This window comes from Microcystis aeruginosa NIES-2549 (assembly GCF_000981785.2).
GTDB classification, from domain to species: domain Bacteria; phylum Cyanobacteriota; class Cyanobacteriia; order Cyanobacteriales; family Microcystaceae; genus Microcystis; species Microcystis aeruginosa_C.
In genome coordinates this window covers 3,244,297-3,263,390 of the sequence record NZ_CP011304.1, presented here as the reverse complement: position 1 = coordinate 3,263,390, position 19,094 = coordinate 3,244,297, and the positions used below count along the sequence as shown (strand labels likewise).

Sequence of the window (19,094 nt, the reverse complement as noted above, 5' to 3'; positions counted from 1 at the left end):
AGAAACCCGTTTTCTGCGTAAGTACAGTATATCACAAAAATTACTTCGGTGGTTCAAGAGAACTGATAACTGAAATGAATAACCCAAATACTGATTTTGATACTCCTTGGAAAGATGTCTTAGAAATCTACTTTGAAGACTTTGTTTCCTTCTTTTTTCCTCAAGCTCACGCGGGTATTGATTGGAATCAAGGCTTTGAATTTCTCGACAAAGAACTTCAACAAGTGGTGCGCGATGCTGAGTTAGGCAAACGTCTCGTCGATAAGTTGGTGAAAATTTATCGTATGGCGGGAGAAGAGACCTGGGTTTTAATCCACATAGAAATCCAGGGTCAGCGAGAAATTGACTTTGCTGAACGGATGTTTGTCTATTACTATCGCATTTATGATCGTTACAGGCGTTCAGTAGCGAGTTTGGCAGTTTTAGGTGATGATAATGCTTCTTGGCGACCCAATCAATTTGAGCGTGAGTTATTTGATTGTCAAGTGAGTTTTCGCTTTCCGGTCGTCAAGTTGCTAGAATTTAAGCAGCAGTGGTCAGCTTTAGCAGCCAGCCGTAACCCTTTTGCTACAGTCGTGATGGCGCATCTCCAAGCTTTAGAAACTCGGCAAAACCGAAAAAAGCGCAAGGAAGCGAAACTAACATTAACTAAACGGTTGTACGAACAGGGTTATCAACGAGAGGATATTCTCAACCTCTTTAAGTTTATCGATTGGCTGATGAGCTTACCCGCTGAATTAGAACAGGAGTTTCAACAGGAATTAAATCAGTACGAGGAGGAAAAAAGAATGCCTTATATTACCAGTGTTGAAAGAATGGGAATGGAAAAAGGGATGATTCAAAAAGCTCGAGAATCTGTCATTGATGCCCTTGAGATTCGGTTTGAGAATGTGCCTTCTGAACTGGTTAATAAGATTAGCCAAATTCAAGACACTTCTCTTCTAAAAAATCTCCACAGACAAGCGATTACTCTTGACTCAATCTCAGATTTTCAAGGCTATTTAAATCAGTTAATCCAACCTGAATAATTCTGGTTTGTCGCCCAAAAAAACGGGTTTCTTCAAGAAACCCGTTTTCTGTGTTTAGTGACAGAGTAGCGGCTTAAATGTGTAATTAATTTTGCTTAGGCACTTATTAATCGCTACAGTTTCTCTTGTCTAGTTATGAGCGACTGAATTGGAGATACCAGCTTAGATTTTCCTCCTATTCACACAAGAGGATAACCATTGTTTTTAGACTATGAAAACCATAGAAATTAAGCTATTAACACAACTTAACAATATAAACATCGCCTTACCGGTAGCAGCCCAGACAATCTCAAAAGTTATAACCCAGGACATAGAAGGAATAATTGCACGCGATGTGCAACTAAAAACGACAGAATCAGGGTTACAGAGGATACTTTATCTCTGCTGATTTCTGAAAGCCTTGTAAATCAAGACTAAAAATATAGTTGCACACGGGGTAATTACTTAAATTTTTCTAAAGTTTCTGTGAAATTACAGAAAACTTCTTGACATAGCTAGGTAGCTTATGCTAGACTCGCGGATGAGTTTTTAGATCAATTTGATATTCCCTAACCAATTATTCTCCTAATCTCTCGATTGGCTTTGTTGTCCATTGGGATATTTGGGATATTGTTGTGCAAATTTATCGATTTTGCCACCAAAATATCGCTGAATCCTGTTTAATTCTCTTTTTTATCCCCAGTTCATCCCATGCCTAATACCCTTTACAACCTCACAACCAACGTAACCCTAGAATCTGCGTTACCCCTCGATTCAGATATTATTCCTGCGCTACAACAGGCAATGCTGTTAATTTCTGGCAAATTACAACAATTTACCAAGGTCAAAAATGAGAGTCTGGCGACCTGCCATACCAAATGGGGTTTAAGAGCTTGCTTTAATTCGCTATACTGACTTGTGGGGGTTTTTGAGATCAGTTCTATTTCTTAGAAAATCCTACTCTTATCTACTTTTTAAGCTTTTTATCCTGTACTGAGAATATCACCATGTCAAGACGCACCAAGATTCAACAAATTGTCCAAAAAAGAGAACCTCTCGTTTCTAAGATTAAACAAGTCAATAACAACTTAACAACCCTTAAAGGAAATATAGACACGCTCGAAAGTCTCAGAGTTAGACTGATGGGAGAATCAAAGGAAGCCGCAGTAATTGATTTCTTAAGAACTGTTAACTTGCTGACAGGGGGACAAGCTGGCTGAACTCCTTACATCACAAGCTTTTTGGGGTGTTGGAGCGAAAAAGTTCGATGCAGCTCACCCCCCGTTGTTGATAAATATTTCTAGTAAGCTCGCCCAAATCCCTGATTATTTCGTTAGCTTTTTGGCTGAAAGCGATGTATCTGTTTGTAACTGAGGAGCCTCAAAACCTTTGTGGACAATGCTTTGAGAGGTCTTGTCCCCCTGTCAGGTTAACTTGGCAGATATATCTGTTAACATTTCCCATCAAATAAATCGTTTAACTGATCTAATGAATCGCTATCAACGAGGAACGATCAATATTGGTGTTGTTGGCTTAATGGGTCAAGGAAAAAGCACTTTTTTACAAAGGATTAGTGGATTGGGCAATGATGTAATTCCAGCAAAAGAAGGAGCAGCTTGTACAGCGTGTAAGAGTAAGATTGAGTATAAGGAAGGAGAAACCGAAGGTGAGGTGACTTTTCACACACAAGAATCCTTTTTGACAACTGTCATTACTCCTTATTATAAAGCCTTAAAACTGACTCCTCCCCGGACGATTGAAGATTTTGAAAAACCTCTCCCTGTTCCTGACTTTTCTTACGAACAGGGCAATGCGACTTTAAAAAGCATTTATGGACACTTAAAAGATGATTATCATGACCATTTACAATCATACAAACCTCACTTACAAACAGGCTCACCTAAAATCTTATCGAGTGTTCCTAAATCTGAAATCTATAAATATGTTTCTCAACCAAGAGATGAGAAAAAAAAATTGATTTTTTTCGATCATTTAGCGGTCAATTCCGTGAAAATTTCTTGTCCTTTTCCCAATCAAGATGTACAACAGATTGCCTTGGTTGATGTTCCGGGTTTAGGCGATACTCGACTGGGAGATGAGGATTTAATGTTCAAAACTTTAGGACAAGAAGTTGATATAGTTCTTTTTATTCGTCGTCCTGATCGTGACGACAAACGTTATGGATGGGAACCGAGAGATACAGATTTATATAAAACAGCCTATCAAGCTTTAGATTCTTTGAATAGGCGTTCTTTTATGATTCTTAACTATGATAATAGTAATCTAGAAGGTTGTCAGGATCACAAGGACACTATTCAAAGCAAACACATTGATGTTGTGAGATGTGAAATTGCTAATTGCAATGATTCTAACGAAGCTAATCGTGTTCTTGATCTAGTTTTAGACTATATGATAGATAACATTACTTCGTTAGATGAAAAATACGTTAGAACTTATCAAGAGGAATTGAATAAACTTCAACAGAGAGTGGCCCAAGAATTAGCAAAAGCTCGACAAGATTGGACTACTGGTTTATCTAAGTCATATGTCAATGAACAGCATAAAATGTCTAGTTTATACGAAAATTCTTGGTTTGCTATTACATATAATCTTGATAGATTGGTGGATAATTTAAACTCAGAAAAAAATGAAGATGAAAATAATTTTAGGCAAGAAGTAATTTCCGTTATTGAAAACTGTAAAAATGATACAGGAATTCCTGATATTGAACAAATTTTAGTAGGGTACATAAAACAAAAAAAAGATTGGAAGATAACTTATTCTAATTACTTACATGATGTTCGTACTCATTTAACTCGTAATTTTACTTCAATGGAAAATGGAATGAGCAGAAAAGTAGAAGAAGCGAAAGAAAAAGTAAGTCAAAGTTTAAGAGAGTCTCTTAATTTAGGGAATATTCCTCAGTTAGTTAATCTTCAAGGATCTCAATTCTTGAAAAAATTAGTAGAAATTATCCCAGATGATGACTCTTTAAAACCTCTGAAACAACCTCTTGAAGCCTTGGCTAATTTTGAGATGACTTATCGAAATCATATTCGTTCCGTAGTCAGAGATTACCTAGACAATTTTAATCCTAATAAAACTAATATGGAGTTAACCAAAATACCAGGCGGGAACGAAGATACCCCAGAAATTAAGCAAAAAAAAGCGGAAGAAATTCAACATAATTTAGAAATCATTCATGGCGAAGTGATTTTTCATTGTGAAGTTGAATTACCTTCGAAAATATCTTCTAAGCCTGGAAAAGAAATCTTGATCGAAATTGAAGAATTTGTTGATCAAATTACTCGTTCAGAAGGTGTCAGAAAAGCATGGGAGATTTTCCAGTATGATCAAAAATTTTATATTTGGCCAGAAGAATTTGGAGGAGATACCGAACAAAATCATCGTCAACAGTGGCTCAATGCAGTTGAACAAGTTGCTCAAGTCAATCAACTGCAAGCATTACAATTTGTCAATTAATTATCGTCAAACTTAACTTTACAAGGAACTCATTCTTATGAACCCAAAAGGAAACGAATTTCAAATTACGATGTTAGGAGCAAGTGGTGTAGGCAAAACAACGCTTCTGTTGGCGATGTATGAAAAGTTGGAACGTATTGCCAAAGATATTGATTTTAAATTAATTCCTGATGAAGAAACTAAAAAAATTCTGGATAAATACTTGGAACAATTAAAAAGTTTACAAAATCAAATGAGAGCAGATGAGCGAGATAAAGGACTCCAAGGTACAAAGGCAATTGCTGGTCCTGATTCTTTACCGAAATATGTTTTTGATTTAGTTTATAAGAATAGTAAAATAAGGCTTATTTTTAGAGATTATCCAGGGGGATATCTGACTTCAAAAGATAAGATGGAAAGGGAATTTGTTAAAAAGTTAATTCAAGAGTCCTATGGAGTGATCGTCACCATTGATACACCCGCTATGTTAGAACCCAAAAGAGAAAATTTTCAAAACCGTAAAGATTGGGATATATCTAATGACAGTGGAAAATGGCATCAATCAAGAAACCAACCTAAAGAAGTCCTTGAATTATTAAAAGCCGCTTGTGCCAACCCTAGAAACCCTAAGCTAGTTATTTTAGCTCCTGTTAAATGCGAAACCTATGTACAAAAAATCGAAGACAAAGACGGCAACTACTATGTACAAGAAAAACAACCTAGTCAAAAACTGATAGCTCATATTCAGGAAAAATATGAGCCTTTACTAGCCTTTTTGCAAGGCCGCTCTGAGAACATAGCAGTCATTACAGCCCCAGTTCAAACAGTTGGATGTTTGCATTTTTGGAAATATGAAGTAGAAGATGGTAATAAACCTCGATTTTGGTTTCGTAAAACGAGTATAGACGCTCGTTATAAACCCGAAAATGGAGATCAATTACTTCGCTATCTTCTGAGTTTTTTATTCAAGATTTGTAATGATCAATTATTAGTTGAACGTTCTCCCATATTGAGAACAATTCGTGAATTGTTTGGTGGAGATGAAACTCCTTTTGGCCAAGCAGTTAAAACCTTTGCTCAAAGCCGCAAAGAAAATATAGACGGTTTCACGATCATACAGGGTCATCCACTACTCTTTTTAAAAAGACCTAAATAGAGGAGGTAATCATGAAGATTTATGTTCAAAGTCGCGGGTATTATCAACCTGAACAAGACTACCGTTGGCTAGAAGTTAGTCAGGACGGGAAGATTAATACTCGAATTCCACCGTTATCTTCAACAGCGACCAATTTAATTGCACAAGATTCTCCCTCTCTCGTCTTAGAAAGATTACCAACAAACCAACTTCTTTTAATGATAACGGGAATTGAGCCTTACAAAATTCAAGAGTCATTTGATAGTATAACAAGCCAAATGCAACCTAAAAAAATTCCTCGTCAAGATTCTGAACCCCGTCAGATCACAGTTGATGTAGTATGGCTTGCAGAAGATAATGAGAAAACTGATTTTGGCTTTCGTCAAATGGCCGCTTTCACTTTAAAAGAGGAAAATCAAGAATCTTTAGCGGAAAAAATTGACAGAGCCGTTCTTTTTTTAAAAGATATTGACACTCAATTATCCGACGATATTCAAAATAATCAATATGGGTTTTATCCCCGTTTTGAAGAGTTATACCAGTTAGTTTTCCCAGAAAGTTTTTACACAATTCCTACTGGTGAAGCCCCAGAATTAATCAAAAAAATTGGTAAAAATGTGCCTCAGATGAAAAATGAACTATCTGAAGAAATTGGTCGATGTTACTTACCTTCTGACTATGATATTTTAGTAATCGTTACTGGCTCTAAAAAAAGAAAAACCCTAGAAGACGCTGGTGGATGGCGAAGTTTATCTGAATTAGTTGATCAGGATCACTGGGAGGAAGTTCAAAGCATCAACCAAAAATCTTCAGAAATTGATTTGAATAAGTTAATTCTACTCCCCATTGATTTATTTACTACTGTACTAGAAACTTGGCAAGATTTTTTTCAATCACTTTTCTCTGCATCTAAAAATACTAACAATTCTGAGTCTAACCAAAAACAAAATCTTGAAAAACCAGAGGAGTGAGTAAACAATGGAAGAAATACAATTTAATTCTGGAGCTTCGCTTATTCAAGATATATGGAATAACTTCAAGAAATTTACTGAAAATTCTTATCCTAATCTTCCTGGTCAAATCTTACTCCCTAATGATCCTACTTATATTACTCGTCAAGCAGATGAACAACTCTTTAAGTTTCTCCAGAATAGTCAAGATCATTCAGCCTTTTGTTGTCTATTTGCTCCCCCTAAAGTGGGCAAAACAAGCTTGGTTTTCCGAATGAAAAAACACTTTTCTTCGCTAAAATATAAATGGGGAGGAATTGCCTTTAAAAACTTTTCAAAAAACTTATCAGAACGTTCATTTTATTTAGAAATCATTACAATAATCTACAGTAAACTTGATGACAAAGATCACCAACTACTCAATCTTTTAAATCAGATATGGCAAAATACCCAAGAAAATAGCTTTGAACTAAAATTTATTAACTCTTTACAAGAAATCCTTAAAATTACCGATAAAACTATTATTATTTTTCTGGATAACCTTGAAAATGTGATGGATGAAGAATTTTACGAATATTTAAAAAACTTTCTGAAATTATTGTCAGAAAATCATCAAAGTTTCTTGCCTTATATTAAATTTATTTTAGCAGGGTGCGTTAACCATTTAAATTTTTTTCAAGATGACTGTCAGAGTTTATTGACACAAGCATCCATTATTGAAATCTCTCCTTTTCACCGTAGCCAGTGTGGGCCGCTCAAGAAGGTCTTGAAAAATCATCCTTCTTCGCTTGCGGAAACTATAATTGATTGGACTCAAGGTCAACCGTTCTTAACACAAATTTTATGTAAAATCATCCATGATCAGAATATAATACTAGAAGATTCAGAGATTCTCCCTCAGATTGAAAACTTGTTTAGATGTTATTTTCTTAAGCCTGAAAGGTTGCCTTCCTTGAACTCCCACTTTCAACAAATTCATGATTACTTTGTTAGCTTAGGGAATAGCCATAATGATTCTAACAGTGTTCTACCAACACTCAACTTATATCATCGTATTCTCCGTAATCCTAATAAGATTAAGTTTGATAGTGAGAGTATGCTACAATGGGATTTATTAATGTCTGGATTGATTTTGCAATCAAAAACATTTCTGTTTCCCGCTAATCCGATTTATCAAGAAGTGTTCAATCAACAATGGATTCTTGAAATTAAACACCAATTAAATGGACTAAGGAGGTCTAGTATGCCTAGTGTTAAAATTTATAATCGTAAGGTTTATATGTTAATTGATCAAAGTGGATCTATGGCCGAAAGAGATCCTAAGTTAGCGAATGAAAGACGATGGATTGCACTGCGAGAACTAATCCAAGGTCATATTTACAGAATTCTGCATCAGGAAGGAATGGACCAAGAAAAAATTTGCCATGAGATCACAGTTGCTTTCTTTAGTCCAAATTTTGCTCGTGTAGTAACACAGATACAAGACGATTCACAAGTAGCTGGTCTTTTTAAGGAAAATCAGCCAGATGGTAATACTTTTATTGTCCCTACGCTGAGAACCATCATTGATGACTGGTTTCTGACTCGAGATCCTGATCAAGGTGGATTTATTATCATATACACTGACGGCGAATTAAATGATAAAAATGATTTTGAGAAGTTGGTTCATGAAACCTGTAAAAGGCTGAATAGTCAGGATGAACTCAAGATGATTATTATTGGCTATGGAAGTGACATCATTGACAGACCTACATTTTATGAATATTTAGATGAGAATGCTCGTTCTAATAAAGATAGAAATGGCGAGCCATGTGACATTATTGTCTTTGAAAAATTTGATACAATGCCTAATATTATTGAGATTTTTGATAAAGAGCTTTCAAGCTGACTGAGTGACGATGTAGCTAGACAGCTTGCTCTATCAGAGTTATATTCCTTTGCTCTTTCTGATATAAAATCCGCTTGATTAACCACAGTCAAAAGTACCTCAAATTCCTATGTTTAAGGGATATTATCGTGTGCATTTCCTCTTCGTAAATTTACTAAGTTGGAAATCTTTACGATCACTTCTCTTTGAATACCAACAAATAAGGAGAAAAATTAAAAACTCATCCTATCCTATCAATCATAGTTGGCTTCAATATAACTAATTCATAACTGGGTTTTATAAGTCGGATTTGGTATCAATTGTCCTTTAGGTACTGTTCCAAACCTAGGACTAAGCTAACTTGTGGATAGGATGTACAATTAGTATTCATATCTTGATTCAGCAACGCCATTTTCTATACCTTTTAAACAGGATTTAGAGCTTTTTTCAAATCGATGATAGAATCTCGCTGCTACCTCCTGTTCCCTGAATCATCCCACAGTTTTATATTTTCTTTAGAGATGGACTGTCCTAAAACCTGCTCAGAGCGGCCAAAAGTCAGAAAATAGAAATAAAGGTGCGATTGGAGAACTTGAGCCGCGATCGCACCCGTCAGCCGCCATTGGAGAAAGATAAAGTTATGGCAGATAACTACAGAAGTCGCATTGTTACCCAAGGTACCCAACGCAGTCCTAATCGGGCTATGTTAAGAGCGGTAGGTTTTGGCGATGAGGACTTTAGCAAACCCATCATCGGCATCGCTAACGGATTTAGCACCATTACCCCCTGTAACATGGGAATTAATGATTTAGCAATGCGTGCCGAAGCAGGAACCAGATTAGCGGGGGGAATGCCGCAACTTTTCGGGACTATCACCATTAGTGACGGGATTTCCATGGGAACAGAAGGGATGAAATATTCTCTCGTTTCTAGGGAAGTAATCGCCGATTCCATTGAAACCGTCTGTAATGGTCAAAGTCTCGATGGAGTCCTCGCTATCGGGGGTTGTGACAAAAATATGCCGGGGGCAATGATTGCCATGGCCCGGATGAATATTCCCGCTATTTTCGTTTATGGTGGCACGATTAAACCGGGGCGCTACAAAGATTGCGATTTAACCGTGGTCAGTTCCTTTGAAGCCGTGGGACAGTACAGCGCCGGTAAAATCAGTGAAGAAGACCTCATCGGAATTGAACGCAACGCTTGCCCCGGGGCCGGTTCCTGTGGTGGAATGTTTACTGCTAATACCATGTCTTCCATTTTTGAAGCCATGGGGATGAGTTTACCCTACTCCTCGACCATGGCCGCCGAAGATGCGGAAAAAGCCGATAGTACCGAAGAATCGGCCAAGGTTTTGGTCGAGGCGGTTAGAAAACAGATTCTCCCTAGCCAAATTTTGACGCGTAAAGCCTTTGAAAACGCCATTTCGGTAATTATGGCGGTGGGGGGTTCCACTAACGCTGTGCTGCACCTTTTAGCCATTTCCCGCACCATCGGGGTAGAATTATCGATCGATGATTTTGAAACCATCCGGCAGCGTGTACCGGTTATCTGCGATCTTAAACCCTCTGGGCGTTACGTTACCGTAGATCTGCATAAAGCCGGCGGTATTCCCCAAGTGATGAAAATTCTCCTGGTTAATGGTTTGCTACACGGGGATGCCCTCACCATTAGCGGTCAGACTATCGCCGAGATTTTAGCCGATATTCCCGACCAACCGCCCTCAGGCCAAGATGTTATCCGTCCTTTTAGCAATCCTGTCTATAAAGAGGGCCATTTAGCCATTTTAAAAGGAAATCTGGCCACAGAGGGGGCCGTGGCCAAAATTAGCGGCGTGAAAACTCCGGTCATCACTGGGCCTGCGCGGGTGTTTGAGTCGGAAGAAACCTGTTTAGAGGCAATTTTAGCCGGAAAAATTCAAGCCGGGGATGTGGTGGTTGTCCGTTACGAAGGACCGGTAGGCGGACCGGGTATGCGGGAAATGTTAGCCCCCACTTCGGCAATTATCGGCGCTGGTTTAGGGGATTCCGTGGGATTAATTACCGATGGTCGTTTTTCCGGGGGAACCTATGGCATGGTGGTCGGTCACGTCGCTCCGGAAGCGGCGGTGGGTGGTACAATTGCCCTAGTAGAGGAAGGGGATCAAATCACTATTGATGCTCGTCAGCGTCTCTTGCAGTTAAATGTATCGGAGGAAGAATTAACCCGTCGTCGTCACCATTGGCAACCGCGCCCCCCACGCTATAAAACGGGAATTCTCGGCAAATTCGCCAAGTTAGTCTCCTCTAGCAGTCTCGGCGCTTTAACGGATCTGAATCTGTTCTAAAAGTATAACTAGGGTTTGCGGCAAAAAGCTTTTCGGTGGTGGCAGGGTGTGGGGTGTGGGGTGTAGGGTGTGGGGTTTTATCGATTTTCAGGTGGTCAACTACCTAATTTTCAGGGAAAAAGCACCCACTGCTCACCCAACACTCCCACTGATAACTGATAACTGATAAGACTGACGAACCTAATTACTATAGATTAATAACTATGACCTATCTACTCACTGTCTATCGAGCGCTCGAATGCCGTCCGGATACCTATCGGGATTGGTATGACCAAGGCAATATTTTAAGAGAAAGAATGGACTATTTTGGAGCCTTAATCAGCTACGAAAAAGCCTTAGAATATTATCCAGATGATTATTGGGCATGGTACAAAAGGGGTATGATACTAGAAGACTTGGGAATGTATGAAGAAGCGGCTGAAAGTTACTCTAACGCTGCACAGGTAAAGGATGATAACTATTGGGCTTGGTACGATCAAGGTTGTGTTTATCTACAGGAATTAAAAGACTACCAAAAAGCGCTCGCTTGTTTTCAACAGGCCCTAAGTCATAGTCCGGGGGACTATTGGGCAGCCTACCGGCAAGGGGAGGCCTATCGATTGCTGAAAAATTACGAACGCGCTATCACTTCCTATGACTTGGCCCTAGGGGCGCGACCTCGGGATTATTGGGCCTGGTATCGTCGCGGCGACGCTTTCCGGGATTGGGGCAATCCCCAAGAGGCTTTATTTAATTATCGTACCGCCCTCGATATCCGACCGCAAGATTACTGGTCCTGGTATCAACAGGGTGTGATCCTACAGGAATTACAGCGCCTACCAGAAGCGATCGCCTGTTATGAAGAATTGTTAAAAATCGATCGAGATGATCGCTATGCGTGGTATAATGCCGCCTGCTGTTATGCTGCCCTCGGTCAACAAGAAAAAGCGATCGACTGTTTACGCGAAGCTCTAGACATAGAACCGGATATATGTGGCGAATTAGTGCGTAATAACTTTGTTTTCGATGGTTTAAGACAAAATGAAACCTTTAATGACCTCTTGAGTTGCTATTCCCCCGACTAAAATCTTTTTGACTCGATCGCCCTGATCAATACCTAAGAAAAATTAATTATACATCTAAGCCATCAGTATTCAGGAGTCAGGAGTCAATTAGCTACAATTGCAATTAGAGAAAAATTATTGAGAATATTATGCGAGAACTAGACAGAGACAAAACCATCGAACAACTGAACGAAATCATGGAATTTGAACTAGCGGGAGTTGTCCGTTACACCCACTATTCCCTGATGGTGACAGGTCCCCATCGCATCCCCATCGTCCAATTTTTCCAGACCCAGGCCACGGAATCCCTCACCCACGCGCAACAAGTTGGGGAAATTCTCACCGGTTTAGAAGGTCATCCTAGCTTAAAAATTGCCCCCATCGAGGAGAGCTATGAACACAATATCAAAGCAATCTTGAGTGAGAGCCTCAATCATGAGAAAAAATCCCTTGATTTGTACAAAGCACTCCTAGAAACCGTCGAAGATGCCAGTATTTACCTAGAAGAATTCGCTCGCGGTATGATCGGACAAGAAGAATTACACAATCTGGAAATTCGCAAGATGCTGCGGGATTTTGCTTGAGCTAGGATCAAAGCTAGAGTTTATCCACTAGCTTATGAATCTTAGTTCCGCTTTACCCACTTTTATCATCACTCTCCGGGAAGGTTTCGAGGCCACTTTAGTGGTGGGAATTGTCCTCGCTTGTTTACAAAAATCGGGTCGATCGCAACTTAACTCATGGGTGTATCGTGGTATCGGTGCGGGAGTAGTGGCTAGTGTTTTGGTCGGTATTTTGCTAGGGGGAATCCTTTTTCAAGTGGATGCCTCTCCTAGTCCATTCGTACCAATGCTCAAGGAATTGCTGGCCGCCACTTTTGGACTGATTGCCGTCTTGATGTTGAGTTGGATGTTAATTTGGATGACTCAACAGGCCAAATCTTTGAAATATGAGGTAGAAAGTGCGGTAAAAGCGGGTTTAAAAGCGGAAAATGGGGCAGGAAAAGCGATTTTTCTGCTCGTTTTTATCGCTGTCTTGCGGGAAGGATTTGAAACTGTCCTCTTTATCCTGGCCCAATTCCAAAAAGATTGGCAGCTACAAACCCTCGGTGCAGTGGCAGGATTAAGTATGGCGACTTTGTTGGGAATTCTCCTATTTGCGGGGGGAGTAAAAATTAATATCCGTCTCTTTTTCCAAATTATGGGGACTTTCCTCCTCTTAATCGTTGCCGGATTACTCATCGGTGTTTTGAAACATATCGACGCAGGAATCAGTCTTTTAAGTGAAATTGACCCTTTTTATCGCCATTTCTGTCCTTCTCTCCCCTCCTCCTGTCTTCTCGGTTTTCAAGTTTGGGACGGTTCCCAAATTTTGAGCGATCGCACTTTCCCCGGACTCCTCCTTAAATCCCTGTTTGGTTATCGTCAAAACCTCTATATCAGTCAAATTGTTGCTTATATCCTCTTTTTACTGCTTATCGGTGGCCTCTATTTCCAAAGCTTACGACAACGTCCTAAAACAGTGACCAGTAAACAGTAAACAGTAATCAGTAAACAGCGAAAAGATGGCAAGAAACTGCTATTTAATACTGCTCACTTAACACATACTGCTCACTTAAAACTCAAATCTGATAACTTACCCACTGATAACTGATAACTGATAACTGATAACTGATAACTGATTATGACTACTTGGCAATGTGACGGTATCCCCAAAGATGGTAAAACTTATCCGCAAGCGATTGCGGGAGGTCATGAACCCTGCGAAAATACTACTCCTGATTGTCCTATCTGTGGCCTGCCTAGGGAAGCGATGGATCCCGTAACAACCACGGTTAAAACCACAGTTGTCGTCTCCCCGGGGGGTACAACTAGAGTCGGTCAAAAATCTAACTGGTTACTTCCCTTCGCTTTGATAATTACCGCTTTAACCGCAGGTTTAGGGGGTTGGAGTCTATTGCAAATGCTCATTCCCAAACCCGATGCTTCCCCAGTCGTCCGGGAAGAAACCCCAGACAAGCAACCGAAGGCAACTTTTGTAAGTAATACGGCTAAAAATCCCGATTTATTTAGCCAAGGTGAGAAAATACTGCTTAATTCCACTCCTAACAAAGAAAAAGGTGCAGCGGCCTTTAAAAGGGAAGATTGGTCAAATGCGATCGCAGATTACCAACCAGCGGCCACTCCCCAAGCAAACGATCCGGAAGGCAAAATCTATTACAATAACGCCAAAGCCAGAGAAAAGGGTAATCAAAATACTATAGCCGTCGTTGTCCCCATCGCTAACGACCCCAACAGCGCTAAGGAAATTCTCCGAGGTGTGGCCAGGTATCAAGAGGAGTTTAATAATTCTAATCCGGGTAATCCTTTGGAAATAGTCATCGCTAATGATGGCGGTGGGTTACAATCAAAAGCGATCGCTGATGACCTGATACAATCCGGTCAAGTTTTGGCAGTTATGGGCCACGGAATCGATCCTTTTAGTCAAAAAGCGATTGAAAGTTACGAAAAAGAAGGATTAGCGATTCTTTCTCCCCTGACTACCAGTGTTAGTCAAACGGGAAAATCAACCCTGAAAACTATTCCCCTTGAGGATAAATCTCAGGAAGTTTTAGGCAGTTATCTGGAAGCAGTGGCCAAAACTTTGGCTAATTATGCTAGTCAGCAAGAGAATTCTCCGTCAGTGGTTCTTTTTTATAATTCCGATAGTCCCTATAGTCAAAAATTAAAGGATTCCTTTGCTAAAGCGATTAAAGAACCGGGAGGCCAGATAGTTAAGGAAATAGACACCACCAAAGCCAATTTTAACGCTAAAACCGCCATAGATCAGGCCAAACAAGCCGGCGCTAGGGTGGTATTTTTGGCCCTGAGTAAAGACGGCGATCGCATTGATCAAGCCGTGGCTATTGCCCAAGAATCGTCTGGAATGCTCTTATTAGGCGGAAATGAACTTTATACACCAGATATACTTATTCAAGGAGCGGATAGCATCGACGGATTAGTTCTAGCAGTACCTTGGAGTTTCCAAGCAACGGATCCTTTTGCCAAAGATGCGCTGAAAAGTTGGCGCGGTCGCGTCAGTTGGCGTACTGCTACCGCCTACGATAGTATGAAAGTATTAGGGGAAGCGATCGCTAAAAGTTCTGACCGTGCTACTGTAGTCGAAACTTTAAATCGAGGAATCACTTTGCAGGGAAGCACCACGGATTTTAACATTTTTAACCAAGTTCCCTTGGTGCGTGCTAATCGCGGCAATGAAGGGCCAAGGGGTTCTCAATATCAGTTCGATCCTATCTAAAATAGACAATGTGATGTCGAGGAGTAGAATCAAGTCAATTTTATGAAGAATATCTTACCCATCCTAGCTTTATTAATGTCGGTGTCGGGAATTGCCGTATCTTTGGGACGGGAGGAAGTCCGATGTCATCTCGGTTTAGAATCGGCAGCCTGTCCCCAGGAAGAACAAAAAACCAGCGAAGACACCCCCCCAGATACCCCCGCAACTACCCCCGCAACTACCCCAGAATCTCCCCGGATAGAAGAAACTCCCCCGGAAACTACCCGTAATATCGAACCTTCCCCCGAAGTTTCCCCCTCTCCTGAAAGCGAAACCCCGGTGGAATTCACCCCCATCCCAGAAAATAACCCCAGTCCAGAAGTCCCCCCCGAAAATCCCCCCACCTCAGAAACTAAAGCGGTGGAAAAAACTCCAGATGCAGAAAAAAGTCTCGATGTCAATCCATCTAAAGATGGAGAAACTGAAAGTATTCCGTTAGAAGTTATTCCCCCCGCACAGTAAAATCCGACAAAATCAATTGCTGCCGGGGTAGGGTTGATTCATGAATCAACCCTACAGACTCCAGACAGTAAAATCGGACAAAATCAATTTCTGGCTGAGGATAGGAACTCATGCAAGAAGTAGTTATACTAAATCTGGTTATTAAAGACTGATTATTTATTCCCCTTTTTGCATGAGTGCATGAGTAGAAAACGGGTTTCTCCGAGAAACCCGTTTTCTGTGCGTTACTCAATTGTATCTAGCTTCTTTCGGCAAACCCTAACTATTGGATTAACGTTTCTTGCGAAGTCCCATTAATCCGAGTCCTGTAAAGGCCAGTCGATTTTTTTGAGAAAATTGAAGTATATTAAGTTTTATTAAGAACAATGAAACTGCAACGGTTATCGGTGATTCAAAAGTATTATAATTATCTTTGTTATCCTAAATCAATAGTTTTTGCGTGTCAATAATTATGAATAGTTATCAAACCTATTTAACCATCGATCATTCTCAGAAGATTATCCTCTCTAACTTACCCTTTAAAGCAGGAACAAAGTTAGCCATTAACATTCAAGTAGTTGAGGATGAAAAGACAGAAGCCGATTTTGAAGCTTTATTAGATAAAACCCAGGCAATCTGGACTAAAGGAGATGGCTTAGAATATCAGCAAAAAATTCGGGAGGAGTGGATATGAAACGATTAATAGACTCCTGTATTTTAATCGACCATTTTAATGGTATTACCCAAGCTACAGTTTATCTAAAAGCTCACCGAGATGAAAGTTATATTTCTGTCATTACTAAAGCCGAAGTTCTCATTGGTTTTGATGATGATAATTCCTTTGAAAAAGCAGGAGAGTTGTTAAGCCATTTTCCCCTGATAGATTTAGATGTCAACATCACTGATTTAGTCATTCAAATCCGTCGTGAACAAATCAAAAAAAAGGCAACCAAACAGCCTAACAAAAAGGTTATTCAATGGAAATTGCCTGATGCCATTCAAGCAGCAATCGCCCTTTACTATAATCTCAAATTAGTCACTCGTAATACCCAAGATTTTGATCTCAATCAACATCCATTTATTGAGATTCCCTATACCATCTAACAATAAAACTGAAACAGTTATCGGTGATTCAAAAGTATTATAATTGTCTTTGTTATCCTAAATCAATAGTTTTTGCGTGTCAGTAGTTATGAATAGTTAGGGTTTGCTGAAAAAGTACGGGCGACGATCCCTAAAACCCTTACCTTGCCTACATTTCACATTTATTCAGCAAGTGCTATTTACTTTTAGTCAAAATTAATTAACTTCTAACCCCGGAATGCTTAACTGTTCGGTTTTTGGCTGTGTTTCCCCCAGATAATCCCCTTGCAACATATTAATTAAACAGCCACCAAGATGATAGGCCATATTCACGGGAACCGCATTACCAATCTGTCGATATTGAGAGGTTAAATTACCGGTAAATCGCCAATCATCGGGAAAGGACTGCACTCGTGCATATTCTCTCACAGTCAAAGGACGAGTTTCTTGGGGATGACATCTTTCTGTTTGGGTTTGTGCCGGACTACAGGTAATAGTTAAAGCTGGTTCATCCCAAGATAATCTTTTAGCATATCCTGTCCGTCCGCCGTGATTTTTGAGACTATTTTTCATATATTCTTTTTGAATATCCATCGGCAAATCCCGCCAATTTCCTCCTGCGGGAACTAAGGACATAATCTCTTTTTTTCTTTCTTTATATTCTACTCCTGGAGAAGTTGGACAATTCTCTAAGGCTTTTTTCAGAGAAATAGTATAGTTTTTATATTGGGGAAAAATGGGTTTAATATTTAGGTCTTGACGGGTGGCGATAATAATTAATCTTTCTCTTTTTTGGGGAACATCGAGAAATTGAGCCGATAAAACTTGATAAGCAGCATAATAACCGATTTCCTGTAAAGCTTCCAGCATTAATTGCAAGGTTTCTCCTTTTTTATTGCTTAATAATCCTCGAACATTTTCGGCCATAGCGATTTTAGGTTGCACTTCCTGTAAACAACGAGCAAACTCAAAAAATAGGCTCCCTCTCAAGTCTTCTAATCCTTTTCCTAACCCAGCATAACTAAAAGGTTGGCAGGGAAAACCTCCAGCTACAACATCTATTTTGTCTCTAAAATCAGAAAATTTAATCTTTTTTATGTCTTGATTTATAACATTCCATTGCGGTCGATTGAGTCTTAAAGTATTAACACAATCTTGATTAATTTCCACCAGTAATTGCGTTTTTAGTCCCGCATTTTCTAAACCTAAAGCCATACCACCACAGCCAGCAAATAATTCAATAACTGTGTAATTAGTTGGCTCAACAGTTTGTAAAATTCTCAATTCTCCAGGGGATTGGTTATTTTTAAGATTGGTTAATTGCTCGAGATCAAATAACCAATCAACTTGATTAATTTTCTGACCTTTGATTAATTTTTTCTTTTGCCATGTTAGTATTTCTGCGGTAGTTACACCGAGAATATTAGCGGCTTTTTGTAGATTTACCTGAGTCATAACCAATAATTAACAACTTATCTACCTCTCTATTATACATCAAAGTAGCTAAACTTGATGTCGAGAAAATTTCTAGAAATATCCTTGATATAAAACATTTTCCAGTGATGGATTTGTATTATCAATATGAGTTTGTATTTTATCGATCATCCTTTGAAACACATCGGGATAATATTGAGAAGCATCCAAAAAATCTACATATTCCTGTCTGTGCAGCTGTCTTGCTTTTGAGGAGCGATACTCTTGTCGAAGATTAGCGGTCATACGCTTAGTTTTTCGTATAATTAACACATCATCAATTTGAGTAGAAATTATTGAAACTGGTGTCATATCAAGAAATTCGCAAATCAAAAAATATAAAGAGTTAGGAACGGCAATTTTTAAATCTCTACTTGTGGCTACAGCTTCCTGAAACATAGTTTTATCTAAATTGGTTTTGCACTCTGCACAAACATAGCCAAGATGAGACTCAATCAATTCATAATTTTGAAATTCTGGGTCAAAAGATGACTTTATATATAACTTTTTACCCAGCATAAAATCCTGATTTTTGCTTCTAATATTTGCTTGACCACCTTGACCAATATTGCCGAGAGAGGATAGGAAACTTAGTCCAGAGAAGGTATTTCGTGGACCCAATTCAAAAGAGTTATCTATTCCTTGTAAACTACGGAAAATCAGCTGCGGTAAAAATTCTTCTAATATAGTATTATCTAATTTTAACTGTCCCTTCTGTCTATACAAAAAGTTATCTGAACTATCAAAAATCAAGTCAAGTTCAATAAAACGCTTATATCGGTTAGTAGCTGACACTAGCTTTTCTACTGCATCTGCTTGACTAGAATTAATCGATTCTAACTCGATAATCCACTGGCGATATTTTATAATAGCTTCTTCTAAACGTTCCCGATCAGCTTCTGGCAACCGAGGATTGTTAAGACAGGCAGTTAGTTTCGTGTAGTGAGGACGGGAAAATTCGTTCATGTATT

The 19,094-nt window shown here is 39.3% G+C and carries 16 protein-coding genes; 14 read left to right on the top strand and 2 right to left on the bottom strand.

The window, feature by feature from the left end; translation table 11 throughout:
• Nucleotides 1-74 precede the first annotated feature (74 nt).
• The 14 genes from myaer_RS15995 to myaer_RS15925 all read left to right on the top strand — a co-directional run bounded on the left by myaer_RS15995 (nucleotide 75) and on the right by myaer_RS15925 (nucleotide 16,671).
• Nucleotides 75-1,028: a hypothetical protein gene (locus myaer_RS15995; protein WP_046662830.1), complete on the top strand. Its 954-nt coding sequence runs from the start codon at nucleotides 75-77 to the stop codon at nucleotides 1,026-1,028.
• A gap of 986 nt (nucleotides 1,029-2,014) precedes the next feature.
• Entirely contained in the window at nucleotides 2,015-2,227 is a 213-nt protein-coding gene (locus tag myaer_RS15990) for a hypothetical protein (RefSeq protein WP_046662829.1), read from the top strand.
• 268 nt (nucleotides 2,228-2,495) lie between these two features.
• Nucleotides 2,496-4,490, top strand: a complete 1,995-nt coding sequence (locus tag myaer_RS15985; RefSeq protein ID WP_046662828.1) for a dynamin family protein — start codon at nucleotides 2,496-2,498, stop codon at nucleotides 4,488-4,490.
• A 37-nt stretch (nucleotides 4,491-4,527) separates the two neighbouring features.
• On the top strand, nucleotides 4,528-5,625 hold the full coding sequence (locus myaer_RS15980; RefSeq protein ID WP_046662827.1) for a hypothetical protein: 1,098 nt from the start codon (nucleotides 4,528-4,530) through the stop codon (nucleotides 5,623-5,625).
• An 11-nt stretch (nucleotides 5,626-5,636) separates the two neighbouring features.
• A complete protein-coding gene (locus myaer_RS15975) occupies nucleotides 5,637-6,575 on the top strand; it encodes a hypothetical protein (protein WP_046662826.1) in 939 nt (312 codons plus the stop codon).
• A 7-nt stretch (nucleotides 6,576-6,582) separates the two neighbouring features.
• On the top strand, nucleotides 6,583-8,442 hold the full coding sequence (locus myaer_RS15970; protein WP_046662825.1) for an AAA-like domain-containing protein: 1,860 nt from the start codon (nucleotides 6,583-6,585) through the stop codon (nucleotides 8,440-8,442).
• Nucleotides 8,443-9,061: 619 nt separating this feature from the next.
• Nucleotides 9,062-10,747: a dihydroxy-acid dehydratase gene (gene ilvD / locus myaer_RS15960; protein WP_046662824.1), complete on the top strand. Its 1,686-nt coding sequence runs from the start codon at nucleotides 9,062-9,064 to the stop codon at nucleotides 10,745-10,747.
• 203 nt (nucleotides 10,748-10,950) lie between these two features.
• Nucleotides 10,951-11,811 carry a tetratricopeptide repeat protein gene (locus myaer_RS15955; RefSeq protein WP_046662823.1) on the top strand — a complete coding sequence of 287 codons (861 nt, stop codon included), beginning with the start codon at nucleotides 10,951-10,953 and terminating at the stop codon, nucleotides 11,809-11,811.
• A gap of 128 nt (nucleotides 11,812-11,939) precedes the next feature.
• Nucleotides 11,940-12,374, top strand: a complete 435-nt coding sequence (locus tag myaer_RS15950; protein WP_002731529.1) for a ferritin-like domain-containing protein — start codon at nucleotides 11,940-11,942, stop codon at nucleotides 12,372-12,374.
• A 34-nt stretch (nucleotides 12,375-12,408) separates the two neighbouring features.
• Nucleotides 12,409-13,329 carry an FTR1 family iron permease gene (locus myaer_RS15945; protein ID WP_046662822.1) on the top strand — a complete coding sequence of 307 codons (921 nt, stop codon included), beginning with the start codon at nucleotides 12,409-12,411 and terminating at the stop codon, nucleotides 13,327-13,329.
• Between the two features lie 144 nt (nucleotides 13,330-13,473).
• The gene (locus tag myaer_RS15940; RefSeq protein ID WP_046662821.1) at nucleotides 13,474-15,087 is read left to right on the top strand and encodes an ABC transporter substrate-binding protein; all 1,614 of its coding nucleotides are present in this window, start codon (nucleotides 13,474-13,476) and stop codon (nucleotides 15,085-15,087) included.
• A 42-nt stretch (nucleotides 15,088-15,129) separates the two neighbouring features.
• The gene (locus myaer_RS15935; protein WP_046662820.1) at nucleotides 15,130-15,588 is read left to right on the top strand and encodes a hypothetical protein; all 459 of its coding nucleotides are present in this window, start codon (nucleotides 15,130-15,132) and stop codon (nucleotides 15,586-15,588) included.
• Nucleotides 15,589-16,039: 451 nt separating this feature from the next.
• On the top strand, nucleotides 16,040-16,261 hold the full coding sequence (locus tag myaer_RS15930) for a hypothetical protein (RefSeq protein ID WP_002776915.1): 222 nt from the start codon (nucleotides 16,040-16,042) through the stop codon (nucleotides 16,259-16,261).
• Nucleotides 16,258-16,671, top strand: coding sequence for a PIN domain-containing protein (locus myaer_RS15925; RefSeq protein ID WP_046662819.1), 414 nt, complete (start codon nucleotides 16,258-16,260; stop codon nucleotides 16,669-16,671). The genes myaer_RS15930 and myaer_RS15925 overlap by 4 nt, the downstream gene beginning before the upstream one ends.
• A gap of 195 nt (nucleotides 16,672-16,866) precedes the next feature.
• On the opposite strand, the gene myaer_RS15920 is transcribed toward myaer_RS15925, so the two are convergent.
• Both myaer_RS15920 and myaer_RS15915 read right to left on the bottom strand, forming a co-directional pair.
• A complete protein-coding gene (locus myaer_RS15920; RefSeq protein ID WP_046662818.1) occupies nucleotides 16,867-18,105 on the bottom strand; it encodes a DNA cytosine methyltransferase in 1,239 nt (412 codons plus the stop codon).
• Nucleotides 18,106-18,177: 72 nt separating this feature from the next.
• On the bottom strand, nucleotides 18,178-19,089 hold the full coding sequence (locus myaer_RS15915) for a Bpu10I family restriction endonuclease (protein WP_039899603.1): 912 nt from the start codon (nucleotides 19,087-19,089) through the stop codon (nucleotides 18,178-18,180).
• Between the last annotated feature and the right edge of the window lie 5 nt (nucleotides 19,090-19,094).

Excerpts from the sequence above, each read along its gene's own strand:
- myaer_RS15995 (WP_046662830.1), top strand. The coding sequence starts at position 75 with ATGAATAACCCAAATACTGATTTTGATACTCCTTGGAAAGATGTCTTA.
- myaer_RS15990 (WP_046662829.1), top strand. The coding sequence starts at position 2,015 with ATGTCAAGACGCACCAAGATTCAACAAATTGTCCAAAAAAGAGAACCT.
- myaer_RS15985 (WP_046662828.1), top strand. The coding sequence starts at position 2,496 with ATGAATCGCTATCAACGAGGAACGATCAATATTGGTGTTGTTGGCTTA.
- myaer_RS15980 (WP_046662827.1), top strand. The coding sequence starts at position 4,528 with ATGAACCCAAAAGGAAACGAATTTCAAATTACGATGTTAGGAGCAAGT.
- myaer_RS15975 (WP_046662826.1), top strand. The coding sequence starts at position 5,637 with ATGAAGATTTATGTTCAAAGTCGCGGGTATTATCAACCTGAACAAGAC.
- myaer_RS15970 (WP_046662825.1), top strand. The coding sequence starts at position 6,583 with ATGGAAGAAATACAATTTAATTCTGGAGCTTCGCTTATTCAAGATATA.
- ilvD (WP_046662824.1), top strand. The coding sequence starts at position 9,062 with ATGGCAGATAACTACAGAAGTCGCATTGTTACCCAAGGTACCCAACGC.
- myaer_RS15955 (WP_046662823.1), top strand. The coding sequence starts at position 10,951 with ATGACCTATCTACTCACTGTCTATCGAGCGCTCGAATGCCGTCCGGAT.
- myaer_RS15950 (WP_002731529.1), top strand. The coding sequence starts at position 11,940 with ATGCGAGAACTAGACAGAGACAAAACCATCGAACAACTGAACGAAATC.
- myaer_RS15945 (WP_046662822.1), top strand. The coding sequence starts at position 12,409 with ATGAATCTTAGTTCCGCTTTACCCACTTTTATCATCACTCTCCGGGAA.
- myaer_RS15940 (WP_046662821.1), top strand. The coding sequence starts at position 13,474 with ATGACTACTTGGCAATGTGACGGTATCCCCAAAGATGGTAAAACTTAT.
- myaer_RS15935 (WP_046662820.1), top strand. The coding sequence starts at position 15,130 with ATGAAGAATATCTTACCCATCCTAGCTTTATTAATGTCGGTGTCGGGA.
- myaer_RS15930 (WP_002776915.1), top strand. The coding sequence starts at position 16,040 with ATGAATAGTTATCAAACCTATTTAACCATCGATCATTCTCAGAAGATT.
- myaer_RS15925 (WP_046662819.1), top strand. The coding sequence starts at position 16,258 with ATGAAACGATTAATAGACTCCTGTATTTTAATCGACCATTTTAATGGT.
- myaer_RS15920 (WP_046662818.1), bottom strand. The coding sequence starts at position 18,105 with ATGACTCAGGTAAATCTACAAAAAGCCGCTAATATTCTCGGTGTAACT.
- myaer_RS15915 (WP_039899603.1), bottom strand. The coding sequence starts at position 19,089 with ATGAACGAATTTTCCCGTCCTCACTACACGAAACTAACTGCCTGTCTT.